Here is an 18597-nt window from a genome sequence, read left to right on the forward strand (position 1 = left end):
ATGCAACAATAAAGTTTATTTATGGAGAGTAGAAAAGAGTAAATCATGAGGTTCTCGATGCAATAACTAGCAAAACCCAGTGGGTAATCCAGTCAATCATTGAGCGTAGAAGGGCGAAGATTAGATAAGATCTCACTTGCTCTCAAAGAGGGCGAATGAGAGAGATAAGATAATGAAGAAGGACAGAGTCCTTCTTCATTAAGAGATTTACAGTGAAATAAACAAACCAGCCAAACAAGCACTCATTAGGTTAGCAAGAGTGCCAGCAATCACGGCTTTCAGGCCTAAATTAGCCACTTCTGCCCGACGCTCTGGTGCCATAACGCCAATCGAACCGAGCTGAATCGCGATCGAACCAATATTGGCAAAGCCACACAAAGCAAAGGTAATAACCACTTGGCTGTACTCAGACAGTGTTTCTTTATGTTGGATAAAATCAATAAAGGCCACAAACTCATTCATGATCACTTTTTGGCCGATATAAGACCCCGCTTGAATCATTTCATGAGCAGGGATACCGAGTATCCAAGCCAGTGGTGCAAACAGATAGCCGAGTAAGAGCTGTAAAGTGATGCCTTGTAAACCAAACAGTTCGGCAAAGCTCTCTAACCCAGTATTGACCATAGCGATTACGCTGACAAACGCGATGAGCATGGTTCCGACCGCGACAGCCACCTTCATGCCATTCATTGCGCCGCTTGCCAGAGCATCAATCACATTACTTTGTTCGCTACCATCAATGTGTACATCGGTCTGATCGCACGGTTTTCCTGCTTCAGGGACGATGATTTTCGCCATGAGCAAGCTACCGGGCGCCGCCATAAAGCTAGCGGCAATCAGATATTTTAGCTCAATACCGAGTCCTGCATAGCCACCGAGCACACTACCCGCTACAGAAGCCATACCGCCAGTCATCACTGCAAATAGTTCTGAGCGGGTTAATTTAGGCAAAAAGGGACGTACTAATAGCGGGGATTCACCTTGTGACAAGAAAATGTTGCCCGTAGCGACTAAAGACTCAGCTTTGCTGGTGCCTAAAAAGCGCTGGATCCCGCCGCCTAACCAAGCGATGACTTTTTGCATAATGCCTAAATAGTACAGTGCAGAGATCAGCGCGCTAAAAAAGATAATGATCGGCAAAACACGAATTGCAAAGATAAACCCAGTATTGGCTAAATCACCAAATAAGAAGGCGATGCCTACATCAGCAAAGCCTAACAGACTTGCAACCCCTTGACTGAGCGCACCCAGTGCAGCTTGTCCCCAAGGAAAGTATAAGACCAGTGCAGCAAAGCTGACTTGCAGTAATAGCGCCCGTGAAACCGTTCTCCAATTAATAATCGTACGTTTCTCTGAGAGCAGATACGCCAAAGCGAGCAAGACCAGCATGCCCAATAAACTAAAAATAATTGTCATAATTTTTTTCGATGTCGTGAATGAATGGAAAGAGAGTGGGTGTCATGTTTATAAAAGGCGGGAACAGGCTACGGCACTGGCTAGCAGTGTAGGAGGGAAGTAATGACCTAAGCGGTCGCCGTTGTCTGTTCATAAAGCACCTTTACAAGCAAAGTTAACGAGCTGGTCCTATCCTAGGGTCGTTCACTATTCCATATGACGGCTTGTATTGGTGAGTTCGGATGCACACCGAGCGCGGAGTATAGCGATACAAAAAGAGATTTTCATCACATTTATTCAATTAATGAATGCGCAGTTTCGATTCTTTCACCGATTAAGCTAAGTAATCGGTTGCTTTGAACATTCCCTACCATATTTTTTATTGGATCATCATTTATGATGTCTTGAAATAAATGGTTTATTTATAAAATAAAGTTTCATAAAGCCTAATTATCGAAAATAAGAGTAATAATATACGGCATGACTATGCATCAATGGTGATTATTTTTTCTCTTTTCGATTATGGGTTTCTATTTATTGAGTCGTGGATATTAAGCCAATCAATGTAGATTTTTGAGAGTGGGAAAATAGAAAAGGCTTAAATCTGCATTACCATCTATTAAAGTAATTCATTTATTTTTCAGTTTATTACGTTGGTTTTTGTTATGTGATTGACTTGCTTTGGTTGGTTTTTTGTTAAAAGTGTTGATATTTTTCTTTGTTTGAATTTACTATGTGAACAAGACAAAGTTAATCAATGTTTAGTAATAACCACCAAATTTTAAATAAATAGTAGCACTTCTGGATAATAATCCTTACTTGTTAGCATAACGTGTCAAAAATAATGCATTTTTAGTGATGAGTAGACAGTAAGAATTATTTGTGTGGCTATTTTGCATGGTTATGTTCTTCGTTTACGCCCAAGAACATCACCCATCACAACAAGGATTCAAGTTATGATGCTTATTCGCCCAGTGACTAGGGATGACAAACCCGCATTGCTAGCTTTAGCTAAAAAAACCGGAGTGGGATTCACTTCGTTACCTCATCATGAACAGCGTTTAGCGCAGCGAATTGAAAGAATGCTGGCGACTTGGCAAGGAGACGCGCCACTGCATGATCAAGGTTATCTGTTTGTCTTGGAAGAGACAGAAACCCAGCAAGTGGTTGGTGTCAGTGGTTTAGAAGTGGCGATTGGTTTAAATGAACCGTGGTACGATTTTCGGGTTGGGACTTTGGTGCATGCGTCCAAAGAGCTCGATGTTTATAACCAAATGCCGACCTTATTTTTGAGTAATGATCATACGGGATGCAGTGAGCTGTGCACACTCTTTCTCGATCCTGATTTTCGATTAGGTAAACATGGCCATTTATTATCGAAAAGTCGTTTGCTGTTTATGGCGAGTTTCCGAGAACATTTCACCGATAAATTAATTGCTGAGATGCGTGGTGTATCTGACGATAGTGGTTATTCACCGTTTTGGGAAAGCCTTGGCCGACGATTCTTTTCGATTGAGTTTAGTCAAGCGGATCATTTAACAGGGATTGGTCAAAAAGCGTTTATCGCCGAATTAATGCCGAAACATCCTCTGTATGTCGATTTTTTATCGGAGTCTGCGCAGCAGGTGATTGCTAAGGTGCATCCGAATACTGAACCTGCGCGTAAAATTCTTGAAGATGAAGGGATGCGTTATGAAGGCTACATCGATATTTTCGATGCGGGTCCGACATTGGAAGCGTACATTGATGATTTACGCATGGTTCGCGACAGTGAGTTATGTGAGGTGTTGATCGTTGACTCACCGCCCCAAGGTGAGATCACGTGGCTGATTGGTAACCTAAGTTATCATCACTATCGAGCAATGATCAGTAATGCGCAATACGCTGATCAGCAGATAAGGTTGACCGCTGAGCAAGCGGATCAATTGCGGGTCCAACAAGGTGATAAAGTCAGAATTGCCTCATTATTTGCGCAGCCGCGTGTGGCCGCGAGTTATTAATGTTCCCTTTTAAAATCAATAACAATAAGGACGTTGTCTATGTCAGCTTATGAAGTGAATTTTGATGGTCTAGTCGGGCTTACCCATAATTACGCTGGATTATCGTTTGGTAATGTTGCGTCAACTTCGAATAAAAATGCGGCTTCCAATCCGCAGCTAGCTGCGCTGCAAGGGCTCAGCAAGATGAAAGCACTTCATGATATGGGGTTCGTACAGGGCATATTACCTCCCCAAGAACGCCCTTGTATGGCGACTTTGCGTGAATTAGGCTTTAGTGGACGCGATGAGCAAATACTGGCTAAGGTTGCCAAGCAAGCTCCACAGCTGTTGGCTAATGTGAGTTCCGCTTCATCGATGTGGGTTGCTAATGCTGCGACGGTTTCTCCTTCGGCGGATACGGCCGATAACAAAGTTCACTTTACGGTTGCTAATCTGAATAATAAATTTCATCGTTCAATTGAAGCCACGACAACCCGCCGAGCACTACAAGCGGTATTTTCTTCTGCTGAACATTTTGTCCACCATGCTGCACTGCCTCAGCAAGCTCTTTTCGGTGATGAAGGCGCGGCAAATCATAATCGGTTATGTCGTGATTATGCTGTTCCTGGGGTCGAGTTGTTTGTGTATGGTCGTCAAGCATGGGGAGGAGATGTTGAACCACAGCGTTTTCCTGCTCGACAAACTCGTGAAGCGAGTGAAGCGGTGGCACGGTTGCATCAATTAAACGCTGCGCAGCGAGTGTTTATCCAGCAAAATCCGGCGGTGATCGATCAAGGGGTTTTTCATAATGATGTGATTGCGGTCAGCAATGGACCGGTGCTGTTCCATCATCAGCAAGCGTTTCTCGATCAAGCGCGCGCTTTTGCTGAGCTAGAGCAAAAGCTGAACGCTTTAGACAGTCCATTTATCCCGATTGAGGTTCCGACCGAGTTAGTTGCGGTGCAAGATGCGGTAGACAGCTATTTATTTAACAGCCAGCTACTCACTAAAACCGATGGCAAAATGCTGATTGTCGTTCCTGAAGAGTCTCGTCAAAACCCGCGAGTGTGGGCGTATCTGCAGCAATTGATCAGCAGCGGTGGTCCGATTGATGAAGTTAAGGTGTTTGACCTGCGCGAAAGTATGTGTAATGGCGGCGGTCCGGCTTGTTTACGTTTGCGTGTTGTTCTCAATGCATCAGAGCTTAAAGCCACTAACTCCCGATGCTTAATGGATGATCAGCGTTTTGAAACGCTCAATCAATGGGTGAAAAAGCATTATCGCGATCGATTACTTGAGGCGGATTTGGCTGATCCACAATTATTAATAGAGAATCGAACCGCGCTTGATGAGCTAACTCAGATCATGGGCTTAGGATCGTTATATCCATTTCAGCGAGCCTAATTGGTTGAATCTGAAAAATAAAGGTCAGTTTTCTCACTGATGGACAAGAGTAGGACGTGGCTTCCTGTTATAGCTGGTTATCCTTCTTATCGTCCGCGTTTAAGGGTTAACCTTGTCTGTGGAAATTCTCACTATTGAGAATTTCCACAATTAATTATCGTGCTTTCCAAATAAAATGGAAACAACCTCTCAAAAATGCAGCTCATCTCTAAGATACATAAACCCTTTTAGTTAATTTGCGGCGCGGTTAACAGAGACTATTGGATCCGATTGAGTAACACAGATGGATTCTCTAATTTGACTCTAGGCACTCTTGATTTAGGCTATGGTCATGTCTTCTCGTACCCTAGTAAAACAGCTCTCGACTTGCAGTAGTCATCGTATGTTGACTGAGGTTATCTTTCCCTTTTTACGCGAGATACTCTTACCTCAGGCGATGCACATCTTCCATGCACCTTCTCATCCCCATCAGGCAAAGAGTATTTTTACCGTAGGGCAACCGCTGTCAGTGGCTCAGTATCCAGAGACATTTTGGTTGTGGGCCGCTCAATTTGATTGCGCCGATAGCTTGATCCCGCTTGCGACCAATACTTGCAACTGGGATTATCAGCAAGCTATCCCATCAGAAGCGTATTTATTTACCCTCGATAATCACAGCGATAAACGTACCTATTTATTGTTTGAGGGAGTTTGTGAGCAGCGGGTGAGTCAGTTATTGGCGACAGGGGGGCTTGAATGCTTACCGCTGATAGCGGCTCGTTGGCAGTGTATCCGTGCTGAAACAGACGCCGCACAAGAGTTTAAGCTCCGTGATAGCCGTGAGGCTAAGTATCGCGATGAGTTAACGCAGCGCGAAATTTTTATTGATAACATGAAACTGGTGCATCAATTAGCTCTTACCTTATCAAATCCGAGCAATTTGGATGAGTTGCATCGTGCATCGGTTGAAGCGGTGCGCGATAAGCTGGGGTTTGATCGAGTGGCTTTATTTTTATTAGACATCAAAAAACGCTGTTTTAGCGGCACTTATGGGACGGATGAGCAAGGACGAACGATAAGTGAGCATCATACTCAGTTCGATTTACATCAGTTAGAGCCACGATATATCGAAGCGATCGCCGACGGAAACTCAACGTTGGTGATCATCGATGATGCGCCGTTGTATACCGCAGGTGAGGTGATAGGACAGGGATGGAACGGCATGCTATTGTTGCGTGATGGTGAAGAAGTATTTGGTTGGATAGCGATGGATAATTATTTTCGTCGTCAACCGATAGGTGATTATCAACGCCAAATGCTCGGGTCTTTTGCTTCGTTATTAGCGCAAATTTATATCCGCAAACGGCAGGAACAAAACATGCGCATGTTACATGCGAGTATGGTCGAGTTATCGCGTTGTTTAACGGTGAGTGAAGTGTGTAAAACGGCGGTAGCCTTTGCGATTAAGCGCATGGGTATTGATCGTATGGCGGTGTTTCTGACCGATGAACAATGCAGTTACTTGCAAGGAACTTGGGGAACCGATATTCAAGGGAATATCGTCGATGAGGCGTATTTTCGTAGTTCTGCCATCGATAGTGAAATCGTCCTTTTAGCCAAACAATCACCGAATGAGGTGGTATTTAAAGAATCGGTGCCCATTTATCACGACAGTCAAATTGTTGGATTTGGTTGGACGGCGATGACGATGTTGACTGATAACGATAAACCATTGGCGTTTATTTCAGCCGATAACCTGATCCGCCGCTCTCCGTTAACGTCTCAGTTACGGGAAGTGATCCGCATGTTTGCCTCCAATTTAACCGAAGTTTTAATGCGTGCTAAAGCTCAGCAAGCGATCAATGAATTGAATGAAAACCTAGAGCGTGAAATCTATAATCGTACCCGAGAGCTACAAAAAGCCAATGAGAAGCTGGATTTACTGGCCAAAATGGATCCACTGACGCGTTTAGGCAATCGGCGTATGTTGACTCATTTGTTAGAGCAAATCTGCGAACAACATACCGTTCATCCGGTTGATTACGGCGTGATTCTGCTCGATATTGATCACTTTGGTTTATTTAATAACTATTATGGGCATCTTGAGGGAGACATCGCATTAATGCGGATTGGTAAAGTGCTCAGTCAACATACTCAGTCTGATGGAGAGCAATTCTGCCGGATCGGCGGCGAAGAGTTTGTCTTGCTACTGGCTAGGCATAATGCTCAGCAAGTCGCCGCGTTAGCAGAAGCGATTCGCTGTGCGGTCGAGCAAGAGAATATTCCACATCACACTAGCCCTGTTTCTTCATGTTTAACAGTTTCGATTGGTTACTCTGTTGCTCGTTTTACGCCGAGTGAAATTCAATTTGAGCGTATGTACGCTGAAGCCGATAAAGCGCTTTATCAAGCAAAGCATCAAGGACGCAATACCGTGGTTGGGGCCGAATTGACCCCAACGTTGCCGGATTCATTGGATCATCTGCTCTCCTAATGACAAAGCCAATGCGCCTTGTCTTCACCTAGTGCCCGTTATAATTTCGCTAAGGGATGTTGAGTCTTAGCTGACCGCTTTAGCGCTTCTTGTTGAAGACGTTTTATCAGCGTATTAAGGGCTTGGTAGTCGCACGTTTGGTTTTTTAATGAAAATTTATTTTCATGCAGTGTATTCAGGGTTTGCCGTACTTGCTCTCGCTCTGCATCAGTCAATGGACTTTCATTTAACCAGCGTGAGAGGGCATGGTTAATCATCATCGCATCTTGAGTAGTTAAGGCATTCTGTAGCTGTTGCCAAGCGGAGCTAGGCTGAATGTTGGTTGTTTCTTGTTCATTCAATCGGGTATGTTTTCGATATAAACACCAATACAATCCGAGCGTGACTAGCCAGAAAGTCGCCAATAAGGCGGCCAGATACGGCCATAATCCCGCCTCTTTAACAACTATTGTTTGAGCAGACATTGCTGTCGTATGGTTCGGATCAGAGGGCGAGATAGCGTTGATTGGCTGAGTCGCTGAAACATCAAGGGATAAGCCTTTCGCTTGGCTTAATTGAGCCTGTTTAGTGCGGCTATTCCACCAATGAATATTGATATCAGGCAGTTGGATTTCACCACTTCGCCGTGGGATCAACACCTGTTTGAGTTGCATCAGTGTATCTCCGTTATCTAAAGTGGTGAATTGTGGCTTTTGCTCGTAAACGCTAATCGAATCAGGATAGCTCAGAGCAAGAGAGGGCAGCTGCTCTGCAGAGAGCCCAGCCACTTGCAGGGTAATATCTCGGGTTAGAGCATCTCCCACTTCGAGAGGATAAACGCTATCGGTGATAGGTGTGCCTTGACTGTTGGTCCAATGATCGGTGAGCGCCAACTGTGAGGTCGGTAGCCATGCCCCTTGGTAGTCACTCGGCTGCGGTTCAACCACTAATGAATAAGTGTTGGGTTCAGTCTTGAGGGGAATAATGCGCGCTCCACCATGTAACGTATTCCCTAAAAGGTATGAGCCTTGAAAACGAGGTTCAACTAAACGATATTCCCCTGCTTGAGTCGCTGTTAAGCGATACTGCTGCTCAATAATGGTCGCTTCTATCCCCGCGATCACCGTCTGATATTGTTGAGTTTCACCAATCTGATCAATAGTCATCCCATCCACGGATGGTGGTGTGATGTGGGTGTTTTGTAAGCGGCGGCGATCCGCTTTGATGGTAAGACGAGTCGTTAAGATAGTACTTTCTGCTGGATACAGAGTATCTCGTGACAAGGTACTGTGTAGTTGAACCAGTTCATCCATCTGTGGTGCTTGTTCATCAACACTGACTTGTATCGAGATGGGGTCGGTGTGTTGGCCGTTAAGCTCAAAGCTTGGGATAGTTAAGATCCCTAAGCGATTGGCGGCTAGCGATAATGTCCATTCGCTGCGCTGGCTACGTTGATTGTTAATGATATTGACTGAAGACGCAAAGCTTGGGCGGCTGGTAAAAAAGTCCTCTTCTAGATGACTAAAATCAATCGCTTCTGCATTGGCAGGTTGATCACTGACAAGACGCAGTTGAAAGACTTCGTTTTGGACGACTTTATTTTTGCTGACCGTAGCATAAAACGATGCACTATAAGCCGAGAGACTGATGCTAGTGAGCAATATCATTAGCCAAAATGAAAAGTTGAGTCGTAACAATTTCATCACCATGGATTACCTTGATTTTGGGGAGTTGATTTCTCTTGAGCTTGTAAATACAGCTGTGCACGTAATAAGAGACTCGGATCGCGAGCACTCTCGACTTGCTCTAAACGGCGCAGTAGCGGATCGCTTTCTTGTGTACTAGCTGGGGTTTGATCCACCGTTGGCTCATGGGGCAAATCTGGTTCTGATGCATTCGGCTCGGTCGGTGTTGCTGCTGAGTCAGATGTCTTTTCATCCGTATTTAACGTATCTGTATTTGACGAAGCCGAAGGTTCTGCATTCGGGCTGTTATCTTGGGGCGATTCTGATTGCGCTGACGAATGTGAGTCATCCCCGTTTTGGGGCGAGCTTTTCTCTTTCTCAGAGCTCGGATTGGCTTCGTTGCTCGGTGACGAATCTGCTTGCGACGAAGCATCGTCAGCGTCAGACTCTTGTTGCTGTTGCTGTTGCTGTTGCTGTTGCTGTTGCTGTTGCTGTTGCTGTTGCTGTTGCTGTTGCTCAAGCGCTTGCTTTACCACCATTAAATTATGCTGCGCATCAGCATGCTGCGGATTATTGGCGAGTATATGCTGATAACGTTGTAGCGCTTCGGTCAGCTCACCGGCTTGGGCGAAAGCATTGGCTAGATTGTATTGTACTTGCTCGCTGGGATTCTTGATTTGACTAAGCACGTCAATCGCACCTTGATAATCTCCGGCTTGATAGCGCGCAACACCTTGCCATTCTGGTTGAGAAAATAACTGTGCTGCGGTTTGATAATCACCTTGTTGATAAGCCTGCAGCGCTTGCTGATTTTGATTTAGCCATGCAGAGGCGTGTGCCGGTGAAACGGTTAAGCCACTACTCAGTGTTAGTAACGCAATCCAAATATAGCCACGTCTAAATAGTAATGCAGCTGGTAAAATGAGCAATAAAATCAACCAATAGCCTTGGTTTATTGCCACCGAGAGTGACTCGGCTGGTGTGGATAATGAAGCTTGATACTGAGATTGAGTGGCACTTAATAGACGGGTGACATCCTGATCATCTCCTCGATAAGCAACGAATAAGCCTTGCACTTCGTTAGCTAAATCTTGCATCAATGAAAAATTAGTTTTAGCAATGACCGGTTGGCCATATTGATCGTTGAGTAGTGTGCCATCAGGCATAGCAATGGGTGCTCCACTTTCGGTTCCGATACCGAGCAAGCTTAACTGCCATGGTTTACCACGCACTAAAGCAGAGATCGCCGATGCTTCATTGGCGGAAAGGTCGTCGGCGATTAATAGAATATCGCCTTGTTGAAATCCCGCTTGTTGGAGCATCTCAATGGCCAGTGCTACCCCTGCCGCCGCATTGGCTCCCGGTAATGGCATGATACTTGGCGATAAGTTCGGAACTAAGCTCGCAATCGTGGCTGTGTCGGTAGTTAAAGGGCTGACAATATAGGCATCCCCAGCGTAGGCGACCAAACCTGTGCTGCCTTCTTGCCAGCCGTTGAGTAAATCGAACACTTTGTAACGAGCTTGAGACAGTCGATTTGGCTTGATATCGGTAGCATACAGCGATCGTGACATGTCCATCACCACGACACGGCCACTCTGCTGGCTATAACTTGGCCGAGGCTGTTTTTCAAAACTAGGTCCTGCTAAAGCAATGAGGGCGATTAGCCAGCACACACCGAGCCCACCCAAAACAAGTGATTGCCGCTGACGACCCGCTAACCCTAATGCTTGGGCCAAATGGGGGGCAATGAGAGGTGTGGTTGTGGCGTATCGCAAAAGCCAAATAAGCACGAGGCCAACAGGTAGGATCCCGAGTAACCATAGGGGCGAAAGAAACATAAACTCAGACATGATGTCTCCTCAGCATCATCAAAATGATAGAAAGTAACAAACTTAGTGCTAACGGATAGCTGAATATTTCTTTTTGAGGTCGCCAAACATGAGTCGCTTGCTGAATCGGTTCAAGTTTATCGATCGTCTGATAAATGGTCTGTAAATCGTGTTTATCACGCGCTCTGAAATACTGTCCCCCCGTCAAGTCGGCAATCTTTTGTAGGGTTACTTCATCAAGATCTTCAGCAGTATTAATACGACGCGTCATAAAAAAATCTCTTACCATCATTTCACCAGCCCCCACGCCCACCGTGTAAATCGTGGTGTGATACTGTTTAGCGATGTGTGCGGCTTCGATAGGATCAAGTACGCCGGCATTGTTACTGCCATCACTGAGGAGGATCATCACCCGCTGCGGGGCATCACTATCAATAAAGGTTTTGGTCGCAAGGCCAATACCATCGCCGATGGCAGTTTGAGTGCCGATCAGACGTAAAACGGCTTGATTAAGCTGTTGAGCGACCGTGGTTCTATCGAGAGTGAGCGGTGTTTGTAAATACGCGTGATCCGCAAAAAAAATCAGTCCGAGGCGATCGCCTTGCCGCTGAGCGATAAAGTCACTAAGTACCTGTTTGACTGCCGTGAGACGATCGATATATTCATCGCCTATTTGCATGTCTTTTTGATTCATAGAATAAGACAGGTCGACCACCAACATCATATCTCTATGAGGCTGAGAGTGTGTAATGGGTTCACCATACCAAACAGGGCGTGCTGCCGCTGCGACGAGGCATATCCAAAGTGTTAGCACCAAACCTTTCATCAGCCATTGCTGTGGTTGGTGGTTATCACTGGACGGAGGAAGATAAGTGAGAGGTACTGCAGTAGTGGGTGGTTGCGGCGGTAAAAAAAAGTACACCAACAGTGGCAGTGGCAGTAAAGCCCACAGCCACCACCATACAAATTCAACGTTTGCCAAGGTTTCCTAAACTCCTCTTTTTCGGGGGCAATGCTTTATCTATCCACAAGTAGCAATCCGCAACCAAACGCTCCGGATGCTCGATGGGTTGTTTTTGATATAAGGCTTGTTGCCATAACGTGAGATTTGGCACAAAGAGAGGTTGCCCCAATTGGTTATCTAAAAAAACGTACCAGTCATGGCCCGTGAGGTGAGCAATGTCTTCACGTGGGAAATAACACAGCGCGGCTTGTCTCAGCAATTCAATCGCAGAAGAGGGGGTCTGATAACCCGCAGGCATACCGAGTAAGCGTAGGGCTGTTTTTTTCGGAGCGAGGCGCTTACGTTTCCAGTGGATAAAAAAAGCAACCAATAGAATAACGCTAACAGCGCCTGCTGCGCTTGCCCACCATCCCCATGCTAATGGCCACCAAGAGGGCAAAGCAGGAAGATGAAGAGCATTAAGGTCGAGTAGTGATGAGGCTGCCTGCATTTAATTTAGAGTCCGGATAGTTGTGGTAACAAAGGCCGCCCACAAGAGAGTAGGCGATAGTCCATTGCCATACGTTGGCTCAATAATTTTAGTTTTAGTTTCTGAGATTCAAAGGATTTTTTGATACCGTCGCGGGTATTATTTGCTGAAAAGTTGAGCCAGCGCGTGTGTTGGTTATTTCTTACACGTTCTATACCACGAAAAGCGGTGATACCTTGCTCCAATGGATCGGCAATCTGTACTATGCGGACTTGATTATGGCGGCTTAATCGACTTAGTAATGGCTGCATTCCGTCATCATAGCGTACGAAATCGCTGAGCAAGATAATCTCACTGCCTTTAGGACAGAGTCGATCAAGCGTGAGTAAACCTTCCTGCATGGACGAATTTGACGCAGTAGCCGTTTGTTGCGCTTGTGTTTGTCTACTGACTAGTTCAGACAGAATACGCAATGCGCCATTACGCCGTGCGGTAGGTTTTAGTTCAATTAACTGGTTTCCAAGATCAATAACCGCACCAATTCGATCTTGTTGTGCCACGGCTAACCAACTGATTAAACTTGCCATATGAGCAGCTTGCACGGATTTAAACAGTAAAGTCGAACCAAACTGCATCGAAGGGCTAAAATCGACATAAACAACAACGGGTTTTTCTCGTTCTTCACAAAAGAGCTTAGTGTGTGGTTTACCCGTTCTTGCTGTTACTCGCCAATCGATGCTTCTGATATCATCGCCAGCCTGATATTGGCGCACTTCAGCAAAATCCATTCCACGGCCAAGTTGACGGCTTTGGTGCTGACCGAGCAATGGAGCCCACAAACTTTTAGCTGGAGGGAGCCATTTCACGGCCTGTTGCTGGTAAGGCAGTAGTTCTTCAAGGCATAAGGTAACGCCATTGGCGTGCTCAGGTAATGATGATAGAGAAAGATTGGTCATCTATTTATCCTAGGCACTGCCGACTAATGTCAATAAGTGAGCAATAACTTGGTTGGGCGTGATGCCTTCTGCTTGCGCTTGATAAGTTAACAGTAATCGATGGCGAAGCACGGGATATATCATCGCTTGGACATCCTCCGGGCTGACAAAATCTCTGCCGCTGAGCCAAGCATGCGCACGAGCACAACGGTCTAAGGCGATGGTTGCGCGTGGGCTAACCCCCATCTCAATCCATTGAGCTAGTGTTGGGTCATACTCACTGGGATGACGGGTGGCCATGATAAGGCGGATGATATACTGCTCGATGGCCTCAGCCATATGGATATTGAGTACGGTTTGTCGAGCAGAAAAAATATCCGATTGACTCAAGACTGGCGGAGTAATAGAACGCTGTCCCAGAGCTTCTCCACGGTTAAGACGCAAAATAGCCAATTCATGTTCAGCATCAGGATAGCCCACTTCTAAATGCAATAAAAACCGATCCAACTGCGCCTCAGGTAAAGGATAAGTTCCTTCTTGCTCAATCGGGTTTTGTGTCGCCATCACTAGAAAAAGTGGCGGTAGTGAGTAGGTTTGACGTCCTGCGGTGATTTGTTTTTCAGCCATCGCTTCTAGCATTGCCGCTTGTACCTTGGCAGGAGCACGGTTTATTTCATCAGCGAGAACCAGTGAATGAAAAATAGGCCCAGGTTGGAAGGTGAATTCTCCTGTTTCTGGGCGGAAAATATCGGTACCGGTTAAGTCTGCTGGCAGTAAATCAGGGGTAAATTGTATACGATGAAACTCGCCTTCAATGCATTCAGCCAGTGATTTTACCGCACGAGTTTTTGCTAATCCTGGCGGGCCTTCAACCAAAATATGCCCATCCGCCAGTAAAGCAATCAGCAACTGTTGGATTAATGAGGATTGACCAATCACTTGCTGGTTTAAATAGTCTTGTAGTGTTTGAAAGGTAGTTAACTGCATGGACCTTAAACTCCCGATAGAAAAATCAGCTTTTGGTCAATGTATTACCCGAAAAGTTCCCACCAATACAGCAAAAAAATGCGGTACTTGAAGCGATTGGTGATGATTTCGACGCCGACGTTACGATGAGAAATGGAACGAAGTTCGGTATATAAATAAATGATTGGAAGAATACTCACCAAATTGCAATCCATTTCGTGATTTTTGATGGTTTTGTGCTAAACCTCTAAGTAGCAAAATTTCGATTTTATTAGTCTCAGCAGGCATTGTTTGGTGAAGAGGATCCCATGCTCAAAAAATTAAGAATGACATCAAGACTGATCATTGTGTTCAGTATTCCTTTGACCATCAGTTTGTTACTGGCTGCTTGGATAGTAACCAATCAAGTCAGCTCCAGAGTGGTGGGATTAGGAGAGACATCGGTAAGCCGTACGGCGCAAAGTAGTTCGGAAATGGTCAGCAGTTGGGTTGAAGCCCGTATGGCGGTTGTCCGCTCCTTGGCACAAACAGAGACGTTAGCTTCAGGAGATACGCAAGCCATTTTTAACTACGTTAAACACTTTGGCAAAAACATGAGTTCAGAATTTGAAGTGATGTTCTTTGTCGATCTTAAAGGGGATGCTTACCACCACAATGGCGTTGTCGCGAGTCGAGCCGATCGTGGTTACTTTCAGCAGTTAGTGGTACAAAAAACTCAGCAGTCACTGGTCAGTGACCCGCTTTATTCGGGAACTTCAGGCAATGCGATCATTGTGTTGGCTCATGTGGTAAAAAATCATCGTGGTGAAGTGATTGGTTTATTAGCCGCAACCGTAACGTTGAATACTTTGACTCAACTGGTTGATAGTGTCGCTACCAATAATTCAGAAGCGTGGCTGGTTGACTCGCGCGGTGTGTATGTGGCACACAAAACAGCAGCCAAACGCCTAAAAGATAATGCAACTCAGGACAGCAACGCGGCTTACGCACAAATGAGTCGCTTAATGGTTGCTGGTCAATCAGGGTTAACCGATCTGTATTTAGAAAATAAGCAACATTATATGGTGGCTTACCATCCAGTTGCGAATACCCCTGGCTGGTCGCTTGCTGTTGCTCAACCGTACGATGATATTATCTCTACGGCACGTGAATTAACGGTCACCTTGTTACTGGCTTTTGCGGTGACCTTGATTTTATTAATTGTCATCATTCTGTTGGTCGCCAAAATGATTGTCAGGCCTATCAACGAAACGCGTGAGGCACTAGAGCAAATTGCTGCGGGAGATGGTGATTTAACCCAGCGTCTTAATGAAGAGCGCCACGATGAGTTTGGCGATCTGGCGCGCAGCTTTAACGCGTTTGTGGGCGGGGTGCATAGCTTGGTGAAACAAGTGGCTGAAGCTTCCATTCAGTTAGGTGCCGCGGCTGAGCAATTGGCGGTTTCAAGCCGAGAAGCGAATGATCAAGTACAGAAACAACGTCACGAAACGGATCAAGTGGCGACCGCGATGACCGAAATGGCTGCAACGGTGAACCAAGTTGCAGAAAATGCCGGTAATGCGGCTCAAGCGGCGGACCGCTCAAGTAAGTTTGCTCAAGAAGGCGAAGTAGTGGTAACGAAAACCACTAACGAAGTCCTATCCTTAGCGAAAGAAGTACAAACCGCGGTAAATGTAATAGAGAAACTGCAGCAAGACGCAGATTCTATCGGCAAAGTGCTTGAGGTGATTCGTAGCATTGCTGAACAAACGAACTTACTGGCTCTTAACGCTGCGATTGAAGCTGCCCGAGCTGGTGAACATGGTCGCGGTTTTGCGGTCGTGGCGGATGAGGTTCGAACATTGGCGACACGTACGCAAAGTTCTACCGAAGAAATTCGTGACATTATCGAGAAACTACAATCAGCGTCGAAGAATGCTTCGCAAGTTATGGATGGTGGTTATCGTAAGGCTAATGAAGTGGTCGATTGGGCCGAACAGGCTTCGGAAAAGCTGCGTGAAATTACCACCGCAATCATTACGATCAATGACATGAACATCCAAATTGCGACAGCAACTGAGCAACAATCGATAGTGGCTGATGATGTAAACCAAACACTCAACCGAATCAGCGGTGGGGTAGAGCAATTATCCGATGGCTCAACCCATATTGCGGCGGCCAGTGATGAGTTGGCACGTTTAGCGACGGATCTACAGAATAGAGTCGGTCGCTTTAAGGTTTAAATTTTACTTTCTTTTCAATCCATATCGCCCCTAAAACTAGGGGCTTTTTTATATCCTTTCTACCTAAAAATCGAGTCATACTCACTGCCATTATTACTCTCAATGATCCTCAAAGACCAATCGATGATGCTATCAATCTATTGAAAAAGTGCATGGTTGATTGACGGTCTCGCTGTGGTCTTAAGCGATTGGAGTATTGATGCGTGGTGAATAATTATCAGTTTTTAATGAATTGAAGGCTTACTATGATGGTGAGCTATGCGTAAATATGAATTGGTTGCCGATTCTATTATACTCCTGACTTGATAATGTTGGTTCTACCCCCTGAAGGGATATCTATATAAGGTTGTACTATGTTTACATTCAAAAACATGACCATAAAAAGTAAGGTTGTGCTCGGTATGACGCTAGCCGTTTTAGCGTCGACGACCATTCTTGGTTTAATGGCTCAGCATCAAGCTAGGCAGACGCTAGAGCACCGTTTGGTTGATATTGAGCTCCCAACGATGCTGCATCGAATTGCGGAACAAATTGATCGAGACGTTAGTACCCTATTGCAAGCTTCTCAACAGATTGCAAACAATGTGTTTATTCAAGAAGTGATTGCGACCACCGACAGAAATGCAGAGCAAGAAGCTCAGCTTGTTCTTCAGCTTAACAATATTCGTCAGCAATACCGTTTAGATGATGCTTCAGTGGCGAATCGAGAAACGGCTTTTTATTGGAATCAAAATGGATTTCTCCGCCAATTGAATCGTCAGCAAGATGGCTGGTTTTTTGGTTTCACGGACTCTCAACAGCCAACGATGGTCAGTATGTTTAGAGAGCCGACAGGTGAAGTAAAACTGTTTGCTAACTACCAAATTGTCAATGGAATTAGTATGTCGGGTTTGTCTAAATCAATGGATGACATGGTACGTTTATTGACCAGTTTTAAGATTGAACAAACCGGCTTTGTTTATCTGGCAAATGCTCAGGGTGAGATTCAAGTTCATCATCAAAATGATAAACATCAACGTTCATTAACTCATATTTATGGCCCACAAGCTTCATCTCTACTTAATAAATCCACCTTTAATTTAATCACGGCTCAAGACAGCGGCGAAGAGGTATTTGTTGCCAGTCTCTATATCCCGAGTATGGATTGGTTTGTCGTTGCTTCTGTGCCTGTTCGAGAGGTTTTCGCTGATCTGAATAGCATGGGACAACGGATGATATTGTTAACCTTGATGGTCGCTGGAGGATTCATTGTTGTGGGGATTATTTTGGCCAACAGTATCGCCAAGCCTATCCGCCAGATCGCTCAACGATTTACCGATCTCGGACAAGGTGATGGTGATCTTTCTCAACGTATTGAGATTGAAGGCACCGACGAAATTGCTCAATTATCACAAGGATTTAATGGCTTTATTGATAAAATTCATCAATCGATGAAAGAGGTTTCTGCGACGAGTCGAGCATTGCATCATGCTGCTGCGAACGTCTCGAATAAATCGCAGACCACGTTTGATAATAGCCAGCACCAGCGTGAACAGACAGTCCAAGTCGTGACAGCCATGAACCAAATGGGATCGACGATCAGTGAAATTGCCGCTAATGCTGCTACCGCTGCTGAAACCGCCAATGAGGCAGCAACAAGCACGCTACAAGGCAAAAAAGTGATTACTCAAGCCAAAGACACCATCGATCGTTTAGCCATTGATATGACAAATACAGGCGAAGTCGTTGGAGAGTTGGCGAAAAAAACGCAAGATATTGGCAGTATTTTAGATGTGATCCGAGAGATATCTGAGCAAACCAATTTATTAGCATTGAACGCAGCGATCGAAGCTGCGCGCGCAGGCGATCAAGGTCGGGGCTTTGCGGTGGTTGCCGATGAAGTTCGTAATTTAGCCAGTCGTACAGCAAGCTCGACGGAAGAGATACAAACTATGATCCATCAACTACAAGCTGACGCGAAAGAGGCGGTACAAGCGATGGAAATGGGACAAAGTATTTCAACTGAAGGGGTTGAATTCACCCAATCAGCCGCTCAAGAGCTAGAAACCATTTTACTGAAAATCCGAGATATTACCGATAGAAACACTCAAGTTGCTACGGCGACAGAAGAGCAATCGACGGTTGTTTACACCATTAACAGTAATGTTGAAGAAATTAATGTTGTGAATGAGAAAACGACGGTAACGGCGGAACAACTTGCTCAAGCCAGCCAAGAGTTAAGTGACTTATCACAGCGTCTTGATTCTATGGTGAGTAACTTTAAACTCTAACGTAGTCTAGCTACCTTGTGGTGA

Annotated in this window: 12 protein-coding genes; 5 read left to right on the forward strand and 7 right to left on the reverse strand. The window is 45.3% G+C overall.

Annotated features, from left to right (window positions below):
• Window positions 1–207 precede the first annotated feature (207 nt).
• Window positions 208–1416: a NupC/NupG family nucleoside CNT transporter gene (locus tag BSR11_RS13910; protein WP_072670935.1), complete on the reverse strand. Its 1209-nt coding sequence runs from the start codon at window positions 1414–1416 to the stop codon at window positions 208–210.
• A gap of 935 nt (window positions 1417–2351) precedes the next feature.
• Here BSR11_RS13910 and astA point away from each other — a divergent pair.
• From astA to BSR11_RS13925, 3 genes are all read left to right on the forward strand, one after another.
• Complete coding sequence (astA, locus tag BSR11_RS13915; RefSeq protein WP_072670936.1) at window positions 2352–3395, forward strand: arginine N-succinyltransferase; 1044 nt, start codon at window positions 2352–2354, stop codon at window positions 3393–3395.
• A 39-nt stretch (window positions 3396–3434) separates the two neighbouring features.
• Window positions 3435–4778, forward strand: coding sequence for an N-succinylarginine dihydrolase (gene astB / locus BSR11_RS13920; RefSeq protein ID WP_072670937.1), 1344 nt, complete (start codon window positions 3435–3437; stop codon window positions 4776–4778).
• Window positions 4779–5109: 331 nt separating this feature from the next.
• Window positions 5110–7251 carry a sensor domain-containing diguanylate cyclase gene (locus BSR11_RS13925; protein ID WP_072670938.1) on the forward strand — a complete coding sequence of 714 codons (2142 nt, stop codon included), beginning with the start codon at window positions 5110–5112 and terminating at the stop codon, window positions 7249–7251.
• Between the two features lie 38 nt (window positions 7252–7289).
• On the opposite strand, the gene BSR11_RS13930 is transcribed toward BSR11_RS13925, so the two are convergent.
• From BSR11_RS13930 to BSR11_RS13955, 6 genes are read right to left on the reverse strand one after another with little or no spacing between them, the layout of a single operon-like run.
• Window positions 7290–8933 carry a BatD family protein gene (locus BSR11_RS13930; RefSeq protein ID WP_072671219.1) on the reverse strand — a complete coding sequence of 548 codons (1644 nt, stop codon included), beginning with the start codon at window positions 8931–8933 and terminating at the stop codon, window positions 7290–7292.
• Window positions 8933–10768: a VWA domain-containing protein gene (locus BSR11_RS13935; RefSeq protein WP_072670939.1), complete on the reverse strand. Its 1836-nt coding sequence runs from the start codon at window positions 10766–10768 to the stop codon at window positions 8933–8935. Before BSR11_RS13935 ends, BSR11_RS13930 begins: the two co-directional genes overlap by 1 nt.
• Entirely contained in the window at window positions 10761–11729 is a 969-nt protein-coding gene (locus BSR11_RS13940; protein WP_072670940.1) for a vWA domain-containing protein, read from the reverse strand. Before BSR11_RS13940 ends, BSR11_RS13935 begins: the two co-directional genes overlap by 8 nt.
• Entirely contained in the window at window positions 11716–12201 is a 486-nt protein-coding gene (locus BSR11_RS13945) for a DUF4381 domain-containing protein (RefSeq protein ID WP_072670941.1), read from the reverse strand. Before BSR11_RS13945 ends, BSR11_RS13940 begins: the two co-directional genes overlap by 14 nt.
• Before the next feature lie 5 nt (window positions 12202–12206).
• Complete coding sequence (locus BSR11_RS13950; protein WP_072670942.1) at window positions 12207–13136, reverse strand: DUF58 domain-containing protein; 930 nt, start codon at window positions 13134–13136, stop codon at window positions 12207–12209.
• A gap of 9 nt (window positions 13137–13145) precedes the next feature.
• Window positions 13146–14102 (reverse strand): AAA family ATPase, encoded by a 957-nt coding sequence (locus tag BSR11_RS13955; protein WP_072670943.1) that lies wholly within the window; start codon window positions 14100–14102, stop codon window positions 13146–13148.
• A gap of 287 nt (window positions 14103–14389) precedes the next feature.
• Between BSR11_RS13955 and BSR11_RS13960 the strand changes: the two genes are divergently transcribed.
• Window positions 14390–16303 carry a methyl-accepting chemotaxis protein gene (locus tag BSR11_RS13960; protein WP_072670944.1) on the forward strand — a complete coding sequence of 638 codons (1914 nt, stop codon included), beginning with the start codon at window positions 14390–14392 and terminating at the stop codon, window positions 16301–16303.
• Window positions 16304–16656: 353 nt separating this feature from the next.
• Window positions 16657–18573 carry a methyl-accepting chemotaxis protein gene (locus BSR11_RS13965; protein ID WP_072670945.1) on the forward strand — a complete coding sequence of 639 codons (1917 nt, stop codon included), beginning with the start codon at window positions 16657–16659 and terminating at the stop codon, window positions 18571–18573.
• The last annotated feature ends 24 nt before the right edge of the window (window positions 18574–18597 follow it).

It is taken from the genome of Vibrio injensis, assembly GCF_001895205.1.
Lineage (GTDB): Bacteria > Pseudomonadota > Gammaproteobacteria > Enterobacterales > Vibrionaceae > Vibrio > Vibrio injensis.